This is a genomic window from Actinophytocola sp. (assembly GCF_035634895.1).
GTDB lineage: Bacteria > Actinomycetota > Actinomycetes > Mycobacteriales > Pseudonocardiaceae > Actinophytocola.
On the sequence record NZ_DASQCC010000027.1, the window covers coordinates 34,283 to 51,736 of the forward strand.

Annotated in this window: 17 protein-coding genes; 8 read left to right on the forward strand and 9 right to left on the reverse strand. The window is 70.6% G+C overall.

Translation table 11 applies throughout. The annotated features are described in order from the left end of the window. Positions 1–101: 101 nt before the first annotated feature. The 3 genes from VET29_RS04425 to VET29_RS04435 are packed head-to-tail and all read right to left on the reverse strand — an operon-like array spanning position 102 to position 2,808. Positions 102–761 carry a response regulator transcription factor gene (locus VET29_RS04425; RefSeq protein ID WP_324914963.1) on the reverse strand — a complete coding sequence of 220 codons (660 nt, stop codon included), beginning with the start codon at positions 759–761 and terminating at the stop codon, positions 102–104. Further along, positions 752–2,449, reverse strand: a complete 1,698-nt coding sequence (locus tag VET29_RS04430; RefSeq protein WP_324914964.1) for a sensor histidine kinase — start codon at positions 2,447–2,449, stop codon at positions 752–754. The genes VET29_RS04425 and VET29_RS04430 overlap by 10 nt, the downstream gene beginning before the upstream one ends. Next, entirely contained in the window at positions 2,443–2,808 is a 366-nt protein-coding gene (locus VET29_RS04435; protein ID WP_324914966.1) for a response regulator transcription factor, read from the reverse strand. The genes VET29_RS04430 and VET29_RS04435 overlap by 7 nt, the downstream gene beginning before the upstream one ends. A gap of 159 nt (positions 2,809–2,967) precedes the next feature. Here VET29_RS04435 and VET29_RS04440 point away from each other — a divergent pair, with 159 nt between their 5' ends. After that, positions 2,968–4,029 (forward strand): caspase, EACC1-associated type, encoded by a 1,062-nt coding sequence (locus VET29_RS04440; RefSeq protein WP_324914968.1) that lies wholly within the window; start codon positions 2,968–2,970, stop codon positions 4,027–4,029. Further along, positions 4,026–4,412, forward strand: coding sequence for an effector-associated constant component EACC1 (locus VET29_RS04445; RefSeq protein ID WP_324914970.1), 387 nt, complete (start codon positions 4,026–4,028; stop codon positions 4,410–4,412). The genes VET29_RS04440 and VET29_RS04445 overlap by 4 nt, the downstream gene beginning before the upstream one ends. Here VET29_RS04445 and VET29_RS04450 read toward each other — a convergent pair. From VET29_RS04450 to VET29_RS04460, 3 genes are all read right to left on the reverse strand, one after another. After that, positions 4,393–5,043, reverse strand: coding sequence for a hypothetical protein (locus VET29_RS04450; RefSeq protein WP_324914972.1), 651 nt, complete (start codon positions 5,041–5,043; stop codon positions 4,393–4,395). The two genes, VET29_RS04445 and VET29_RS04450, sit on opposite strands and share 20 nt — an antisense overlap. 24 nt (positions 5,044–5,067) lie before the next feature. Next, on the reverse strand, positions 5,068–5,355 hold the full coding sequence (locus tag VET29_RS04455) for a hypothetical protein (protein WP_324914974.1): 288 nt from the start codon (positions 5,353–5,355) through the stop codon (positions 5,068–5,070). Between the two features lie 198 nt (positions 5,356–5,553). Then, positions 5,554–5,865, reverse strand: a complete 312-nt coding sequence (locus tag VET29_RS04460; protein ID WP_324914976.1) for a hypothetical protein — start codon at positions 5,863–5,865, stop codon at positions 5,554–5,556. 136 nt (positions 5,866–6,001) lie between these two features. On the opposite strand from VET29_RS04460, the gene VET29_RS04465 reads away from it, so the two are divergent. From VET29_RS04465 to VET29_RS04485, 5 genes are all read left to right on the forward strand, one after another. Next, positions 6,002–7,234 (forward strand): serine hydrolase domain-containing protein, encoded by a 1,233-nt coding sequence (locus VET29_RS04465; RefSeq protein WP_324914978.1) that lies wholly within the window; start codon positions 6,002–6,004, stop codon positions 7,232–7,234. Positions 7,235–8,013: 779 nt separating this feature from the next. After that, the gene (locus tag VET29_RS04470) at positions 8,014–9,162 is read left to right on the forward strand and encodes an ice-binding family protein (RefSeq protein ID WP_324914980.1); all 1,149 of its coding nucleotides are present in this window, start codon (positions 8,014–8,016) and stop codon (positions 9,160–9,162) included. 703 nt (positions 9,163–9,865) lie between these two features. Further along, positions 9,866–10,396: a hypothetical protein gene (locus VET29_RS04475; RefSeq protein WP_324914982.1), complete on the forward strand. Its 531-nt coding sequence runs from the start codon at positions 9,866–9,868 to the stop codon at positions 10,394–10,396. Further along, on the forward strand, positions 10,389–11,456 hold the full coding sequence (locus VET29_RS04480) for a hypothetical protein (RefSeq protein ID WP_324914985.1): 1,068 nt from the start codon (positions 10,389–10,391) through the stop codon (positions 11,454–11,456). The genes VET29_RS04475 and VET29_RS04480 overlap by 8 nt, the downstream gene beginning before the upstream one ends. After that, a complete protein-coding gene (locus VET29_RS04485) occupies positions 11,431–11,913 on the forward strand; it encodes a hypothetical protein (protein WP_324914987.1) in 483 nt (160 codons plus the stop codon). Before VET29_RS04480 ends, VET29_RS04485 begins: the two co-directional genes overlap by 26 nt. Before the next feature lie 396 nt (positions 11,914–12,309). On the opposite strand, the gene VET29_RS04490 is transcribed toward VET29_RS04485, so the two are convergent. Next, a complete protein-coding gene (locus VET29_RS04490; RefSeq protein ID WP_414636446.1) occupies positions 12,310–13,479 on the reverse strand; it encodes a sensor histidine kinase in 1,170 nt (389 codons plus the stop codon). Then, complete coding sequence (locus VET29_RS04495) at positions 13,472–14,158, reverse strand: response regulator transcription factor (protein ID WP_324914990.1); 687 nt, start codon at positions 14,156–14,158, stop codon at positions 13,472–13,474. Before VET29_RS04495 ends, VET29_RS04490 begins: the two co-directional genes overlap by 8 nt. A 167-nt stretch (positions 14,159–14,325) precedes the next feature. On the opposite strand from VET29_RS04495, the gene VET29_RS04500 reads away from it, so the two are divergent. Further along, complete coding sequence (locus VET29_RS04500; RefSeq protein WP_324914992.1) at positions 14,326–15,705, forward strand: alkaline phosphatase PhoX; 1,380 nt, start codon at positions 14,326–14,328, stop codon at positions 15,703–15,705. Positions 15,706–15,810: 105 nt separating this feature from the next. Here VET29_RS04500 and VET29_RS04505 read toward each other — a convergent pair whose 3' ends face one another. Further along, positions 15,811–17,433 (reverse strand): tannase/feruloyl esterase family alpha/beta hydrolase, encoded by a 1,623-nt coding sequence (locus VET29_RS04505; RefSeq protein ID WP_324914994.1) that lies wholly within the window; start codon positions 17,431–17,433, stop codon positions 15,811–15,813. Between the last annotated feature and the right edge of the window lie 21 nt (positions 17,434–17,454).

Genomic DNA, 17,454 nt, shown 5'->3' on the forward strand with positions numbered 1-17,454 from the left:
GCCGGTTCGCCCTCGTACTGGGTCGTACTTGGGCGAACCGGCAACGCCGCCAGCAGGAAGCTGGGCCGCCGAATTGGTTGCCTGATTTCCGGCGCGGGACACTAGCTCGAGAGCTGGTTCCGGCTCGCCAGGTAGGTGAGGACGGCGCTCACCCGGCGGTTGCTCGACGCCTTCTCGACGATGCCCAGCTTGCGGAAGACGTTGCCCGTGTGGGTGCCGACGGTGGTGAGGGCCACCTGGAGGCGGTCGGCGATTCCCTGGTCGGACAGGCCCTCCGCCATCAGCGTGAGTACCTCGCGTTCCCGTTGCGTGAGGTGGGCCAGGGGTTCGTCCGCCGCGGCGGGCAGGAGCGCGGAGACGACCTCGGGGTCCACGGCGGTGCCGCCGCCGGCGATGCGGTGGAGCACGTCGTCCAGCATCGTGTCGTTGGCCAGGTTGTCCTTGAGCAGGTAGCCGACGCCGATCTCGCTCGTGTCCAACAACGCCGTGGCGTAGGTGTGGTCGATGTAGTGCGACAGCACGAGGACCGCGACGCGTGGGTGCCGGGCGCGGATGACGGCGCCGAGGCGCAGGCCCTCGTCGTTGAAGGTCGGCGGCAGCCGGATGTCCAGGACGGCCACGTCGGGGTTGTGCCTGGCGACCAGCGCGAGCACCTGCTCGGCCCGCACGGCCGCGGCGAGCACCTCGTGCCCGAGCCGCGTCAGCACCCGGATCAGGCCTTCCCGCGCGAGCAGGGAGTCCTCGGCGATGATCACGCGCATGGCAGCTCCACGGTGAGTGTCGTGCCCGCACCCGCCGGGCTGTCCAGGGTGAGCCTGCCGTCCACGGCGGCGACGCGGTCGGCGAGACCGGAGAGGCCGGAACCCGGTGTCGCGCCGCCGATCCCGTCATCGGTGACCCGCACGACCAGGCGGCCTCCGGTGACGTCGAGGTCGACGCGCAGCTCGTGGGCCTCGGCGTGGCGCATCGTGTTCGTGACGGCCTCGCTGACGACGAAGTAGACGGTGGCCTCGACGGCCCGTGGCAGGTCGGGCAGGTCGCCGATGTGGGCGTGCACCCGCAGCGGGACGCGGACCAGCAACTGCTCGACCGCCGCACGCACGCCCTGCATCGTCAGTACCGCTGGGTGGATGCCGCGTGCGAGCTCACGCAGCTCCTGCGTCGCGGCGCGCAGCTCGGTCTGCATCTCGTCGACCAGTGCGACCGTCTCCTGGCCGGCGTCGGTCAGGGACCGGCGCAGCATGCTCAGGATCAGGCCGACCGACAGCAGCCGCTGCTGGGCGCCGTCGTGCAGGTCGCGTTCGAGCCTGCGTCGCGCGTCGTCCCCGGCGGTGACCAGCCGCGCCCGGGAGGCGCGCACCTGCGCCAACTGCTGGCGCACCGCCTCCTGCAGCCGGGCGTTCTCCAGCGCGAGGCCGACGGCCGCGCTCACCGCGGTCAGCAGGGCGGGCTCCTGGGACAGGGCGGGGTCGTGCACGATCACCGCGAGCGGCGTGTCCGGGTCGCCGACCACCGTACGGCCCGCCGGCTCACCCGGCGGCGGCTCGCCGGGCGACGGTACGACGATGCGCAGGCCCGGGTCGTCGAGCGCGGTGGCGACCGCGTCCCGCAGCTCGTCGGCCGGCAGGTACTGGATCCGCCGGACCAGGTCGGACGCCCGTGCCTCGTCGAGGCGGGCCCGCACCAGCCCCACGAAGAACGCGAACGGAACCGCGACCACCGCCGCGAACTGGGCCAGGACCAGGGTCTGGTTGACCTCGTCCGGCACGGTGACCGACAGCAGGCCGACCGCGGCGAACAGCACCGCGGTCGTCGCCATGGCGACCGCGGGGAACGCGAGGACCCGGCGTTGCCGCCTGGTCATCGCGACCGTTCTGCGCACGAGCACCAGAATGCCGACGAGCGTCAGCACGACCGAGCCGAACCCGGCCACCCGCGCGGTCGCCTCGGCGAGGTCCGGGACGTCGAACAGCGGCATCGGCGCGCACACGTCGCGACACCGGTCCGGCTGCCGCACCGGCCCGAAGACCGCCTGCAGCAGGAACGTCACCGCGCCGAACACGTAGCCGCCCGCCATCATCGCGCGGCCGGGCCGGTCGGTCACCCGGCCCGACGGGTAGGCCAGGAACACATGCGCGCCAAGGGGAAGCTGGAACGCGGTGAGCGCGAAGGCGGCGGCCACCAGCAACCGCACCGGATACGCGTCCGTGTCCAGCGCGAACGCCGCGGGAGCGGTGCACGCGAGCAGCAGGCCGAGCGTCGTCATCAGCACACCCATGGGCGAGCCGAGCCGCGTGGCGAGGAGCCCGGCGCCGATCCAGGTCAGGATCTGGCAGATCTCCTTGAGGTCGAACAGGAAACCGTAGGTGCCGCAGCGGGCGGCGAGCCACGCGTCGAACGCGACGAGCACCAGTCCGGCCGCGGGAACCGCGCCGGCCGGTCTCAGCACGGTGACAGGCCGGCCAGCTCGGCGAGGCGCCTGCCGTCGAGCTCCTCCTTGGCGAGGAACCCCGCGACCGGGGCCGTGTCGAGCCGCGCGCCCAGCTCGGTGCGGGTACGGCTGGAGATCAGCACGACCGTCGGCGGCGCCGGCAACGCGGCGAGTTCTGTGGCGACCACGAACCCATCCATATCAGGTAGCAGGACGTCGAGGATCACCACCTCGGGTCGCAGCTCCGCCACCAGCGCAAGTGCCTCGCGGCCGCTCGCCGCCTCGCCGACGACGCGCAGGCCGCCGGTCTCCAGCAGCCGGCGCGCCACGCGCCGGAAACCGGCGTGGTCGTCGACGAGGAGGATGCCCGCGTGCACCGGCCCATCCTGCGGCCTGAACGGGTCCGGGAGATCGTCGCGGGCGAAATCTCGTGGTTTCCCAGGAGGCGCGCGAGGCGGGTGTACGGCCACAGTGGGCGGACATCTGGGGAGGTTTCCGTTGACGAGTCCGACAGTCCCGCCGCCGGGCGGGTTCTCGTGGTCGAGCCGACCGGCGCGGGACTGACCGTGCGGCTTCCCGACCCGACGGGCTCGCGCGCGGTGGTCGCCGGCGTGGCCGCGTTCCACGACGACGCGCTGCCGGATCTGCCGGCCGTACGCGACCACGTCACCGGCCTCGCCAGGATCCTGACCTCACCGGCCGGCACCGGCCTGCCCGCCGAGCACTGCGTCGTGGTCACCGGCGACGCCGAGCTCAGCCGGCTCGGTGAGCACGTCGTGACCGCGGCGGCGGAGGCCGAGGACCTGCTGCTGCTCTACTACGCCGGCCACGGCCAGCTGGACGACCACGGCGAGCTCCATCTCGCGCTGCCGTCGACGGACCCGGACCGGCCGCCGTGTACCGGGCTCCCGTTCGCCATGATCCGCGAGGCGTTCGCCGCGGCCAGGGCACGCACGCGGGTCGTCATCGTCGACTGCCGCTGTCCGGCCGGGCAGCTCGACGTGGCCGGCACGTACACCCTGACCGCCACGGCACGCGACGAGCACCCGCCGGGCCACACCGCGTTCACCGGCGACCTCCTCACGCTGCTGACCGAAGGCGACCCGGAGGGCGCGGAGCTGCTCACGCTCGGACACGTCCATCAGTGCCTGCGCCGGGTGTTCCACCGCCGCGGCCTGCCGGCCCCGGACCGGTCCGGCACCCGCGGCGCCGACACACTGGCGTTGACGGTCAACCACGCGCACCGGCTGATGCCCGAGGACGTGATCGCCCGGTACGCGGCACATGTGCGTGCCTGGACCAGGACACACGGACCGGACCACCCGGAGGTGCTCGCCCTGCGCGACGAACACGCACACGCCGTCGGCGAGTCCGGCGCACCCGCCGAGGCCGCACGCCTGTACGCGGCACTGGCCGCGGACGCCGCCCGGATACGCGGCCAGGACCACCCGGAGACGACCCGCGCCCGGGACAACCACGCGGCCTGGGCCGGCCGCGCCCGCCCGTCCACCACCGTGGTGACCGACCGCATGACGGTCACCACGGTCGGCCCCTGCCGCGCGGGCATCACCCGCGCGACCCGAAAGGACCAGCCATGACGCCGACCGTCGTCCGCCTGATCACCGGCGACCCCGATGATCTCGTGTCCCTGCGGGAATGGCTCACGGGCGAGGACGAGTTGCGCGGCAACGTGTTCGTCGAACGCGGCCGGTCACCCGACGCCCGGACGGGTGCGGCCGCCAGCGTCCTCGTGGTCACCCTCGGCGCCGGCGGCGTGGTCACCGCACTCATCCGGTCCCTGCCCACCTGGCTACGCCGGCACACCCACGTGACCATCGAGATCCGCGACTCGGCGGGCCGCACCGTCGAGGTCTCGGCACGGGACGACGCGAACGTGGCCGACACCGTCCGCTCGGCACTGTCCATTGCCGAGCCGCCGAAGACCCCCGACGGTCACGGCGTCAGCCGGCGGTCCAGGTGATCTCGGTCCGGTCCGCGTCGCCGAAGTAGAAGCCGAGCACCACATCGCTTATGTCCTGGCCGGCAGGCGCGAGGTACACCTCGCAGTCGGTGTAGGACTCGCCGACGGCGAGGTTGTCCGGCACGTCACCCTGGCACGGCGCGAAGTCGCCGATCAGGCTCAGGCGGTTCAGCTCGTCGCCCGAGGTGTTGTGCGCGGTGATGACGCCGAAGATCCCGCCGGGCTCCATCGGCAGCGGACCGACGTTCTCGAACCTCACCGTCACGTAGAACGGGTCGCTCACCTTGGACTGGGCGTCCAGGTTGAAGTCCGCGAGGTCGCCGATCGAGCCGGCCTTCACCGACACCGCCGTCACGGCGAGCTTCGTGCCCTCCTTGCTGAGGCTCTTCGTCTCGTACATCACCGTCGCGGTCTGTCCCACCGCGAGCTTCGTCCCGGTGGGCGTGAGGCCGCCGTCGCTCGCGGGTGTGGCCTGCGCCGGCGTGGCGCTGCTCGTCGTGGCGCTGCTCGTCGTGCCCGGCGACTTCGGCACCGACGTGCCCGGCGCCGCCGCGCCCGCCGTCTCGCTCCCGCACCCGGCGAGGGCGAGCACTGCCGCACACGCGGCGATGATGGTCTTCCTGTGGCTCATTGCTGGTCTACCCCTGTCCGATGATCACAGCGCGGCGTACCCCCGCGTCACCCCAGTAGGCGTTCCGTACCGTTCCACCGGACGGAACGGGCCGTTCCCTCGGGGCCGGTAGACGCAGAACATGCCGGTACGCACGGTGTCCCGCAGGTGCTCGCCGAGTGCCGGGTCGGCCTGTGCCACCTTGACCAGCACCCGGCGGATCGCCTTGCCCACCGAGATCCGCGCGCGTTCCGCCTCGTCGGGGAAGCGTCGGGTGCGGCCGGCGAGCCCGGTGGCCCCGGTCAGCTCCGTCAGCACCCGGTCCCGTTCCACGCGGCACCGCTCGGCGGCCTCCTCGCTCCGACAGCATTGGCACGAGCTCGCCGAGCCGGCCCTGGCACCAGCGGATCGCGAACAGCTGCCCGCCGTACCAGCCGGTCCATTCGACGTCGCCGGCCGCGGCGCCGCGCTCGGCGCACCGGCCCGCCATCTCCTCGGCCTCGGCGAAGTGGCCCGCGCGGATCGCGAGCATCACCTCGATCGCGCTGACCACGAAGGCGACCGCGAGGTTGTCCCGCTCGGCCAGCACGACCCGCCCAGCCCCAGCGTGGCGACGGCGATCCCGTTGATGTCGCCCGTCCGCTCGGCCTCGGCGTACGCGGCCTCGAACAACGCGCGGCTGCTGCTGAGGTCGCCGTCGCCGAACAGGGCCTCGGCGCCCCGCGCGAGCAACGACTCGGTCCCGCCTCCCGCGCCGTCGACCGGTGCCGCCCCGACAGGTCCGATCGCGACCGTGCCGGTGCCCGGCCGGTCGTCTCCCTCATCGTCTCCCTCTGCATCCACTCGCACCATCACTCGTTCGCCGGCTACGCCGACGTTCTCGGGGGAGAACCGGCGGGATGTTACGCCGTCGATCAACACACCGTCCTCTTCGAATTCGTCCGCCGGGCGGGCGCGCCGGATGACGTAACCTCGGGGCATGGCGACCGAGGTGAAGGTGGACGTCGACCCGGCCAAGGTCGGGTTCGACGCGGAACGACTGGCCCGCATCGATCGCCGTTTCGCCCGGTACGTCGACGAGGGGCTGCTGCCCGGCTACCTCGCGGTGGTGAGCAGGCATGGCCGGATCGCGCATGTCGCCTCGCACGGCGACCGTGACGTCGAGGCGGGCGCGCCGGTGGAGCCCGACACGATCTGGCGCGTCTTCTCGATGACGAAACCGATCACGTCGGTCGTGGCGATGACGTTCGTCGAGGAAGGCCTGATCGACCTCACCGATCCGATCTCGCGGTGGCTGCCGGAGTTCGCGGCGCCGCGCGTCTACACCAAGGGCTCCGCCCTGGCGCCGGTCACCGAGCCCGCGACCGAGCCGATCCGGCTGTGGCACCTGATGTCGCACACCTCGGGGCTCACCTACGGCTTCCACCACACGCACCCGGTCGACGCGGCCTACCGCGCGGCGGGGTACGAGTGGGGCACCCCGAAGGGGCTGGACCTCGCCGCGTGCACCCGCGCGTGGGCGGAGCTGCCGCTGGTGTTCCAGCCCGGCAGCGAATGGAACTACTCGGTGGCCACCGACGTGCTCGGCCGGCTCGTGGAGGTGCTCGCGGGCAAGCCGCTGGACGAGGTGTTCGCGGAGCGGATCCTCGGCCCGCTGGGCATGGTCGACACCGGTTTCTGGACCACCGACACGGAACGGCTCGCCGCGCTGTACCTGCCGGCGCCGGGCACGAGACAGGTGGTGCGCAACGACGCGTTCGGCGCGGTGGGCACCGCGCGCCCGGACTGTCTCTCGGGCGGCGGCGGCCTGGTCTCCACCGCGGCCGACTACCACCGCTTCACGCAGATGCTGCTGCGCGGCGGCGAGCTCGACGGCGTGCGGGTCCTCGGCCCACGCACCGTGGAGCTGATGACGAGCAACCACCTGCCCGGCCACGTCGACCTGGAGGCCTACGGCAGGCCACTGTTCGCCGAGATGCCGCTCGACGGTTACGGGTTCGGCCTGGGCTTCTCCGTCCTGGAGGACCCGGTGAAGGCCAAGACGCTCGCCACCCCCGGCGAGTACGCGTGGGGCGGGGCGGCGTCCACCGCGTTCTGGGTGGACCCCGACGAGGACCTGACGGTGGCGTTCTACACCCAGCTGTTGCCGTCGAGCACCCACCCGATCCGCCAGCAGCTGCGTCAGCTGGTCTACCAGGCACTCGTCGACTGACCCACAGGCTCTCCAGCCGCCAATCCAAAAGGGACTGAGGCGTCAGACCCTGGAAATCTCCCGTTCTGCCGGACACGTCGTCCCGTGTGGACAATTGAGTCGAATTAGGTTTTCGAGATCGTCGAAGTGGGTGTGCCGGGGCTTGTGTAGGGGCGAATGGTGGGTTTGTTTCGACCATATTGGTGAGGGTGGTGCGGGCGGCCTTGAATTCTCGTCGCGCCCCATGGCGGCCGGCGCGGCGACGGCGTCAGACCCTCGGGGGCACAGGCGGTTCCGTAGTAGGCAAATGCCGGCGACGGGGGTACAGTCTGTGCCAGCGGAGCCCAGTCCTTGCTCTACGACGGTCGGCCGTCATCCACCACCGCAACTGTTTCTCGGCAGTGTGGTGGTTCATGTAATGCGGGGTCTGGGCCGGGTTCTGCTCTGTCCACGAAGGCATTTCTCTGTGGCGCTGTTTACACGTGCCGTCTTCTGGCCGCCGCGGAAATATCTCCTCGGTGCCCGGTCGTCATTTCGCTTTCCCTGCCACTCGCGGTTGCGGGTTCGGATCTCGCCGGGGCGGTTTCACCACGAATACGCCGCCAGGTATAAGGCCATTCATCCGACGGTGTTCTCCTGCCCGGCCGGCGCGTGGCTGCCTTCGGCAGTCGGCCGGCGTGGCCCGCGGCGAGGCGCCCACCCCCGCGAAATGCGGACTAGGCCGAATGGAGTAGTCTCCCGCGCTGTTGGTCGTGCGATGTCTCTCGGCCGTGACCCAGGCTTTGACGAAGGGAAACAGAATGAGTGTCGCGGGTATCCGCCGTATGTCGGCGGCCCGATCCGGTCTGCCCGCCGTGTTGACCGTTCTTCTGACGACGTTGTTTCTCGCTGTCGGGATGTCGCCGCAGCCGGCCAGCGCGGCCACCGCGCCGGTCCCGCTCGGCACCGCGGGCAACTTCGGGGTGCTGGCCGGTACGACGGTCACCAACACTGGTCCGACCGTCGTCGCGGCCGACGTCGGGGTGAGCCCGGGATCCGCGGTCACCGGTTTCCCGCCCGGTACGGTCGTCGGCACGATCCACGCCGCCGACACGGCCGCCGCGGCGGCCCAGGTCGACCTGACCACGGCGTACAACGACGCTGCCGGCCGCACCCCGTCGGCCACGTTGCCGGCCGAACTGGGCGGCACCACCGTGACTCCCGGCGTGTATGACTCGGTCACCGGCAGCTTCTCGATCACCGGAATCCTGACCCTCGACGGACAGGGTGACCCCAACGCGGTGTTCATCTTCCAGACCGCCTCCACCCTCGTCACCGCGTCCGGCAGTTCGGTGAACCTCATCAACGGTGCGACCGCGGCCAACGTCTTCTGGCAGGTCGGCAGTTCCGCGACGCTCGGCACGGGCTCCACCCTCGAGGGAACCATCCTGGCCCTGACGTCGATCACCGTCACCACCGGGGCGAACGTGACCGGCCGGGCGCTCGCCAGGAACGGCGCCGTCACGCTGGATACGAACATCATCTCCCGCGCTCCCGTGCTGTCGATCACGGCAGCGGAGACGGCAGACCTCGGCGCCGTCGCTCCCGGCGACACGATCACCGGCCAACTCGGCCCGGTGAGGGTCGATGCCGACGGGTACCCCTCCTGGACGGCATCCGTCTCCTCGACGAGCTTCACCTCGGCCGGCGCCCCGGTGGTGACCATCCCGAACACGGCGGTCAGCTACTGGGCGGGACCGGTGACCGCGCAGGAAGGCACTGGTACAGCCACCTCAGGACAGCCCACGTCGTCGGAGGCGGTGATCCTGGACAGTTCGCGCACCGTGTTCACCATGGCTGACGGCTCCGACGTCAACGCCGTGACCTGGACTCCGACGCTCCTCGTCGCGGTGCCCATGTCCGCCGTGGCAGACGTGTACACCGCCACCGTGACGCATTCCGTGGCCTAGCGGCACCTCGTAGCCGTCCATTTCTTTGGATTCCGCCGGTATGACCCTGATGCGGCTGCCTGCCGGACGGATCGAAGCCAGCGTTCGAAACCGCACTCCTTCAACAACGCCGGGAAAACATGGGAACGTGTCGCCGCCCGGGGTGGACGCCCGGCATGACAGCCCGCTCTGGCGGCCAGGTTCTGCTTGCCCGGCCGCGTCCTCGATATTCACTCGAAAGTGTGTGCCCCGCTGCGATCGGTCAACGACAAGGTTCAGTCGGGTGACCGCGTTGAGTAGGAAAGGTCTCGCGTGTTCCGTGCTCGTCCGCAGGCCCGCGGAGTCGATGGCCTGGGTATCTCCTCGGCAAGCCCCAACAGGGCGGGGCCCTGCCGTGGGAGGTCGCGGTCGTGGTCCGCTCCGCGTCATGTCCTCCGCAACCCCGCGCCCGGTCGCGTCGACACAAATCGTCACCCGTGTCGCATCAATGAGTCCATCTTGCCTGAGCGATTGGGTTCATTCGAGTGTCGAGATTACTCGGTGCAACACTTTTCCCGGCATATTCACTCGGTTAGCTGAGATGACGGAAGACGCAATATCTCAGGTCTCGCATCACGGATCGGTGTCATACACTGACCAGTGGTTCCGAGACCTCACAATCCGTGTTTCGGCGCTACCTACGAAAACAGAGGCAAGTTCCATGCGTATTGTCAGATTCCTCGTCGTGGGAAGTTCAGTCGCCCTGTTCGCCGCCGGGGCGGCCATCCCGGCCTCCGCCGCTCCCACGGACGACACGGCAACGACCTTCGCGGTTTTGGCCGGCACTCTCGACATCGATGCCGCCGCCACGGCCGACCTCGGTACCGGTGCTCCTGGCGCGGACATCACCGGCTCGCTCGGTGCCGTCACGGTCTCCGACACCCGCGCGGCCGCCGACGCCTCGTGGGAGACGAGCGTGGCCTCCACGGACTTCACGACCGGCGGTGCCACCGCCCCCGAGACGGTGCTGGCGAGCGAGGTCGACTACTGGTCCGGTGCCGCGACGGCCACCACCGGCACCGGGACGTTCACCCCGGCACAGGCCACCGCCGGGGCCGCGGTACCGCTCAGCGTCACGGTGCCCATCACCGCGTTCACCCACACCGGAGGCACGGGCAACGACACGGCGACCTGGGCGCCGACACTCATCGTCAACCTTCCACTGGACAGCCAGGCCGGCACCTACACCGGCACTGTGACCCACTCCGTTGCCTGAGTCGCGTCACCGGTCGGTCGGTCTGGCGGTTGCCGCGCTGTCCTACGCGGCCATCGCCCTGACCGCGCACACCGGCACGGCACTGTCGGATCCCGGCACACGTGGTGTCGGGATCCAGCTTTTGGACGCGCCGGTGAGCCGTCGCGACGATCCACGCGCACTGCGCTACATCGTCGACCATGTGGCGCCGGGCGCCGTCATCGAGCGCCACGTCCTGGTGATGAACAGGTCCAGCGAACGTCAGGTCATCGACGTGTACCCCGCCGCGGCGGCCGTCGAGGGGGAGCGGTTCCGCTTCGGAGCGGGGCGGGCCGCGAACGAGCTGACCTCCTGGGTCCGCATCGACCGCCAGCGACTGGAACTCAACGCCGGGGAGGCGGCGAAGCTGGGCCTGACGATCCGGGTTGACCCGAAGGCGTCGTCCGGCGAACGGTATGCGGTGCTCTGGGCGTCGACCCAGCCCGACCCGGCCGGTCAGGCGTCCGCCAACGTGACACAGATCCAGCGGGTCGGCGTCCGTATCTACCTCGACGTCGGTCCCGGGGGAGAGCCCGCGTCCTCGTTCGCCATCGGCGAGCTGATGCCCGCCCGTGACGAACAGGGCCACCCGTCGGTGGCCATCCACGTCGACAACACCGGGGGGCGGGCGGTGGACCTGACAGGTTCGACCACCCTTTCCGACGGTCCCGCCGGAATGGCGGCCGGACCGTTCGAGGTGGTCAAGGGCACCACCCTGGGCCCGGGACAGTCCGGCACCGTCATCGCGAGGTTCCCCCGAGAGCTGCCGAACGGTCCATGGACGATCCGGGTCGAGCTCAGAAGCGGCAGGACCACGGCCGACGTGACCGAACACATCACCTTCCCGGATCCCGGAATGGCCGGTGAACCCGGCAGCCTCCTGACGAGCCCGTGGCTCGTGGCGGGTGTCGCGGTGCCGGCCATCGCCGGTCTGGCCTTCCTGATCCGTCACCGCTCGCGCAGGTCCGGTCCCAACCGCAAGAAACGGTCGCTCATCGGTGCGAGGGCTGGTTCAGGTGGCCGGCCAGTCGAGAAAAGTTGATCACATCAGTGTTGATTCGAGAGAAAGCAGGTACAACATGAGGCGCAAGGCGCCCCTTTCGAACAGGGCGGTTCACCAGATCACCGGCTGGCGGCGGATCGCGATCGGCATCGCGATCAGCCTCGTGTCGATGACCTGTCTACTGCCGCTGTCGTCGCAGGCGAACGCCCAGGTGGGTCGTCCGGCGCCGGCTGTTCGTGGTGTCGTCGCGCAGCCCCCGCCGGCCCCGCCGGACGACACCGCCCAGACCGAGGTGCGTTTCCGCGTCGTCACGCCCGCCGGCATCGTGCCGCCACCCGCTCCGCCGCGCACCATTGCCAGCACCGGGCTCAACACGCCGGTGGCGCAACTGGTCGGTCTGGCGCTGGTGCTGTTCGCGCTCGGGTCCCTGTTCGTCGGGGTCACCTTCATCAGGCGCCGCGCGAGGACCCGCGGGACAGCTGACCCGACTTCGTGAGGTCGTCCCGGCACCGGGTTGTGCCGGGACTGACCGACAACTAGTGTCCCGCGCCGGAGATCAGGCAACTAATTCGGCGGCCCAGCTTCCTGCTGGCGGCGTTGCCGGTTCGCCCAAGTACGACCCAGTACGAGGGCGAACCGGTGTCTTGCCAGCAGAAACCTGGATCCACCGACTTAATCACCGCATTTCCGGCGCCTAGTGCGGTGTCCACCAACGTTCGCCGGGTCTCTCGGCGGCCCAGCGAGCGCCGGGCCGGCGAGACGGCGTTGCCGATCCGCCCGAGTACGGTCCAGTACGAGGGCGAATCGGCGCCTTGCCAGCGGAAACCTGGATCCACCGATGGACCCACCAACATCGGTGGACACCGTACTGGGCCGCCGGATTTCCGGTGGCCTAGTTGTCGGTCGGTGTCGAGGTACTGGAGCCGGCCGCCGAGTGTGCCGCCACCTCGCCGGTGTGCGGCGGTGCGGCGGGCAGCCGCACCGTGACGCGGAGCCCGCCGGCGGGGCGGGCGGTGAGCGTGAGGGTTCCGTCGTGTGCCTGGGTGATGCTCCTGACGATCGCCAGGCCGAGGCCGACACCCGCATGGTCGGTGCGGATGCGTTGGGTGCCGCGCTGGAACGGTTCGCCCAGGGTGGCGACGAACTGCGGGGTGAGCTGCTCGCCGGTGTTCTCGACGGTGAGTACCGCACTCCCGGCACGAACGCCCGCCGTGGCCCACACGGTGCCCCGTCCGGCCACGTTGTGGACGATCGCGTTGTGCAGAAGGTTGGTGGTCAGCTGCAGCAGGAGCGCGTGGGACCCGATGGTGGGGGTCGTGTCGCCGGCGGTCTCGATGGTGACGCCGCGTTTCTCCGCGAGGGGGAGGAGGGTCTCGGTGGCTTCCTCCATCGCCAGGGACAGGTCGACGTGTTCCCGGGTGAACGACCGCTGGTTGGCGCGGCTGAGCAGGAGCAGCGCCTCGGTGAGGTCGATCGCCCGGGCGTTGACGGTGTGGAGGCGTTCGACTAGCTCGCCGTTGTCGCGGTCCGGGTCGCCGCGGGCCACGTCGAGAAGTGTCTGCGTGATCGCCAGCGGGGTGCGCAGCTCGTGGGAGGCGTTGGCCGCGAACCTCCGCTGTTCGGCGTCGTGTGCCTCGAGCCGCGCGAGCATGGTGTCGAAGGCGTCGGCCAGTTCGCGGAACTCGTCCCCGCGGCCTTCCAGCTGGATCCGGTGGGAGAGCGATCCGTTCCCGGTCAGGCGGGTCGCGTTCGTGATGCGGGTCAGGGGCGCGAGCATGCTGCCGGCGAGGAGCCATCCTCCCAGCAGGCTGAACAACAGGAGGAACGCCAGCATCGCGGCCGCCTTCGGGACGAAGGCGGCCAGCAGGTCGGAACGGTCGGGTACGTCCACCAGGCCAGGCCGCGTCAGCGGTCCGGGAGGTCCCGTGTAGATGGTCTCGGGTACGTAGCGCAGCAGGAACACCCACACGACCGCGAGCAGCAGGACTCCCGCGAGCATGAGGAACCCGGCGTAGCTGAGGGTGAGCTTGAGGCGGACGCTCATCCCGGGCTGCCTATCCACGGTGCGCTCCCGCGTGCCCGGCCGTGTCGATGCGGTAGCCGACGCCGGGCACGGTGGCGATGACCCAGGGCTCGCCGAGCCGTTTGCGCAGTGCCGAGACGGTGATGCGCACGGCGTTGGTGAAGGGGTCCGCGTTCTCGTCCCAGGCCTGCTCCAGCAGCTCCTCGGCACTGACGACACCGCCCTCGGCGGCGACGAGCACCGCGAGCACGGCGAACTGTTTCCTGGTCAGCGCGATGTAGTGGCCGTCGCGGTAGACCTCCCTGCGGAACGGGTCCAGCCGTAGGCCCGCGATCTCCCGCACGGGTGGCCGGTTGTGGGCACGCCTGCGATCGAGGGCTCTGAGCCTGAGCACGAGCTCCTGGAGTGCGAACGGCTTCGTGAGGTAGTCGTCGGCGCCGAGACCGAAGCCGGTGGCCTTGTCATCGAGCCGGTCGGCGGCGGTGAGCATGAGGATCGGCATGCCGCTGCCGGAGGCGACGATGCGCTTGGCGATCTCGTCACCGTTGGGTCCGGGAATGTCCCGGTCCAGGACGGCGATCGCGTAGGCGTTGACGCTCAGCAACTCCAGGGCGGTGTCGCCGTCCGGCGCGATGTCCGCCGCGATCGCCTCCAGCCGGAGGCCATCGCGGATGGCCTCGGCCATGAAGGGCTCGTCCTCGACGATCAGCACACGCATCGTCTCGATGCTACGAGCCGGTGGATATCGCCGTCATATCGAAAACCGCGCCGCCCCGAAACGACCGACCGGGCGCGCGCCGCTTGGCGGTGGTGCTCGTCGGCCACCATGCGGTTAACTCGTGTTCATCTTGCGTTCACGTTCGTCCGACCGCCTGAGGAGACGCCATGACATCGTCGCGACGCCAGTTCCTGAGCCGTGCCGCAGGTGCCGTTGTCGTCGCCGGATCCGTGGAGGCGTTGTTCGCCGCGCAGCCGGCGGCGGGGACCTCCGGACCGCCGGCCGGATACGGCCCGCTGATCCCGGACCCCGACGGGATCCTGGACCTGCCCCGCGGTTTCCGCTACACGATCCTGTCCCGTGAGGGGACCGTTCGGCCGGACGGCCTGCCGGTGCCGAGCCGGTTCGACGGCATGGGCGTGTTTCCCGCCCGCGGCCGGGGCTCCCGGCTGGTCCGCAACCACGAGTGCTCGCCGACGTCGCGGATCAGGGTGCAGGCCCCGCCGGAGCGGACGTACGACCCGGCGGGTGCCGGTGGCACCAGCACGCTGGTGATCGGCCGGCACGGCGGGGCCGAGTCCGAGCACGTCAGCCTCGGCGGCACCGCGATCAACTGCTCCGGCGGCCGCACACCGTGGCACACCTGGCTGACCTGCGAGGAGACCGAGAACAAGGCCGGCACCAACGGCTACACGCGCGACCACGGTTTCATCTTCGAGGTCGACCCGTACGACGACCGGCGCAACGAGAACCCGACGCCGCTGACGGCGATGGGCCGGTTCCAGCACGAGGCGGTCGCGGTCGACCCGCACACCGGCATCGTCTACGAGACCGAGGACGCGTTCGTCGCACCGCTGGGCAGCCTCTACCGTTTCCTGCCGGAGCGTCCCCGCGGCGGCTGGGGGAGCCTGCGTGCGGGCGGGGAGCTGCAGGCGCTGCACGTGCCGGACCTGCCCGACCTGTCGGTGGTGCAGGAGGCGGGGGCGGTGTTCGGCGGCGCCGAGTGGATGACCGTGCCCGATCCGTTGGCCGTCACCGAGTCCGTCCGGGCGCAGCACTACCCGAAGCCGATCACGGGCGGCTACAAGCTCGAGGGCGCCTGGTGGGGCGAGCAGGACCGGTGCGTGTACTTCGTCTCGTCGTTCGCCCGCACCGAGCTCGGCCCCGCGATGAACCACGACGGCCAGGTCTGGAAGCTCGACCCGCGGCGCAGGACGCTGCGCCTCGAGGTGATCTTCACCCGGCCGACGCCCGGACCGGAGAACCCGGAGTTCGACGCCCCCGACAACATCTGCATGTCGCCCTACGGCGGCCTGATGATGTGCGAGGACGGCATCGGCGACGCGTACATGCTCGGCACCACGCGCCACGGCGAGGTCTTCCACTTCGCCCGCAACCGCGTGAACAACGGCACGCCGGAGGAACCGTCCTACGGGGAGCTTGCCGGAGTGGGCTTCTCCGCCGACGGCAGGACGATGTTCTTCAACATCTACGAACCCGGCATCACGCTCGCGGTCACCGGACCGTGGAACCGCCGCCACGACTGATCCCGCGGGCGGCGACGCGAGTACGCGTGAGCCGCGTCCAGGGGCGCTGTGCGTCACTCGGCCGGGCCGTCGGCACACGGCCCGGCCGAGCGTGGACCCCCGTCGTCAGCGCGTACAGGTGAAGCTCGACGCGGTGTTCGGGTCGCCGGCGCGATACCTGGGCCAGGCCGGATACTCGCAGAGTGGGCGAGTGCGGCCGTGGTTCACGTCGGTCACGGTCGGGTTGGTGGGCTGCTGTCCTCTCTCGACCCAGCGTTCGAGCGCCGTGAGCGAGTCCCAGCTCGCCGCGTACGCCGGTGCGCCGAAGTTCGCGTGGTTCGCGCCGGGGACGAGGTAGTACCGCATGAACCCGTGGGTCGACGCGGGGCCGACCACGGCGCGCACCCGCTGGTAGTAGTCGTTCGTCGAGCGGTGCGAGACCAGCTCGTCCGCGGCGCCGTGGATCAGGAGCAGCTTGCCGCCGGCGCGGGCGAACGGGCGAAGGTCAGCGTTGTTGCGGTCCTCGATCGTGGACAGGTAGCTGATCCGGTCGAGCCACTTCCCCGGATGCCGGGGATCCAGGTCGAGCGAGTTGAAGCCGGGGTCCCGGGTCAGGAAGTACTTGACCCACTGGTCCCAGTACTGCATCCCGTAGCCGCTCGTCACCGGCATCGGGTTGGCCGGCGGGGTCGTGCCGAACCCGAGGAACGGGGTCCGCATGTCCGCCCCCGAGAGGAACGGGAAGCCCGGGTACTGGGTCTCGCCACTGGCGACCCGGTACGGCCACCTGAACGGCGTGGACATGGCGAGCACGGATCCGATCTGCGCATCTGACAGACAGGCCGGGCCGGCATCGGCGCCGCCGGGGCAGCGAAGCGTGCGCGGATCGAAGCGACAGCCGCGTTCGTTCGAGATGACGTTGTCCCGGAGGCCGTCCAGACCGTCACACGCGTTGATGACGCTGGTGTACAGCAGCCCCTGCTTCTCCACGCCGGGGAAGGCGCCGGGCCGGGACAGCACCTGTGTCAGATAACCCAGGTCCAGGATCTCGGCGAGGTTGTTCCACGCGGGGAAGACGGAGATCACGCCGTCGAACGCCGTCGGCCACCGCTGTGCGACGACGAGGGCTTCGCGGCCGCCCGTCGAGCCTCCCGCGAAGTAGACCTCGGCGGGGTTCGCCCCGTAGGCGCGCCGGATGAGGAACAGGCTCGCGTCGCGGGTCTTCTTGAGTGCGTCACCGGCCGCGAAGTTGCGCACCGCCTCGTCGTTCGACCCGAACGAGCCGTCCAGCGACGGCGGGGACGTCGGGCTCTGCTGGTGGCCGGAGTCGCTGCCGAACGTCGCGTACCGCCGGGCCAGCGGCACCGGCCGGTCGGTGGGGCCGAACGGCACGTTCGACGCCACGTCGGGAATCGTGCCGTTGAAGCCGCCGCCACCGAACATCATCCCCCTGCGGTTCCAGTCGTCGGGCAGGGCGACGCGCATCTTGATGGCGGGCGCGGCCGGATCGACGGGGAGGATGTCGGCGTCGACCTGGCAGTAGGTGATCGTCTCGCCACTGATGACCCTGGTCATGACCGAGGCCGACGTGACGCGACCGCCGGTCGTCGGCAGGCTCATGACCGAGGCCGGGATCCTCGTCTGGGCCAGCCCGGCGCAGTCCGGGTCCGCCGTCGAGTGGCCGGCTCCGGCCGGGGTCGTCGCGATGGCGGGACCGGCCCCGAGAATCCCGCCTGTCAACAGAACCATGGTCGCCAGCACGGTGAGCCG

What these genes read in the sequence shown, in the direction of transcription:
- VET29_RS04425 (WP_324914963.1), bottom strand. Translation starts at nt 761, where the DNA reads ATGCGCGTGATCATCGCCGAGGACTCCCTGCTCGCGCGGGAAGGCCTG.
- VET29_RS04445 (WP_324914970.1), top strand. Translation starts at nt 4,026, where the DNA reads ATGACGCCGACCGTCGTCCGCCTGATCACCGGCGACCCCGATGATCTC.
- VET29_RS04450 (WP_324914972.1), bottom strand. Translation starts at nt 5,043, where the DNA reads ATGAGCCACAGGAAGACCATCATCGCCGCGTGTGCGGCAGTGCTCGCC.
- VET29_RS04465 (WP_324914978.1), top strand. Translation starts at nt 6,002, where the DNA reads ATGGCGACCGAGGTGAAGGTGGACGTCGACCCGGCCAAGGTCGGGTTC.
- VET29_RS04470 (WP_324914980.1), top strand. Translation starts at nt 8,014, where the DNA reads ATGAGTGTCGCGGGTATCCGCCGTATGTCGGCGGCCCGATCCGGTCTG.
- VET29_RS04495 (WP_324914990.1), bottom strand. Translation starts at nt 14,158, where the DNA reads ATGCGTGTGCTGATCGTCGAGGACGAGCCCTTCATGGCCGAGGCCATC.
- VET29_RS04500 (WP_324914992.1), top strand. Translation starts at nt 14,326, where the DNA reads ATGACATCGTCGCGACGCCAGTTCCTGAGCCGTGCCGCAGGTGCCGTT.
- VET29_RS04505 (WP_324914994.1), bottom strand. Translation starts at nt 17,433, where the DNA reads ATGGTTCTGTTGACAGGCGGGATTCTCGGGGCCGGTCCCGCCATCGCG.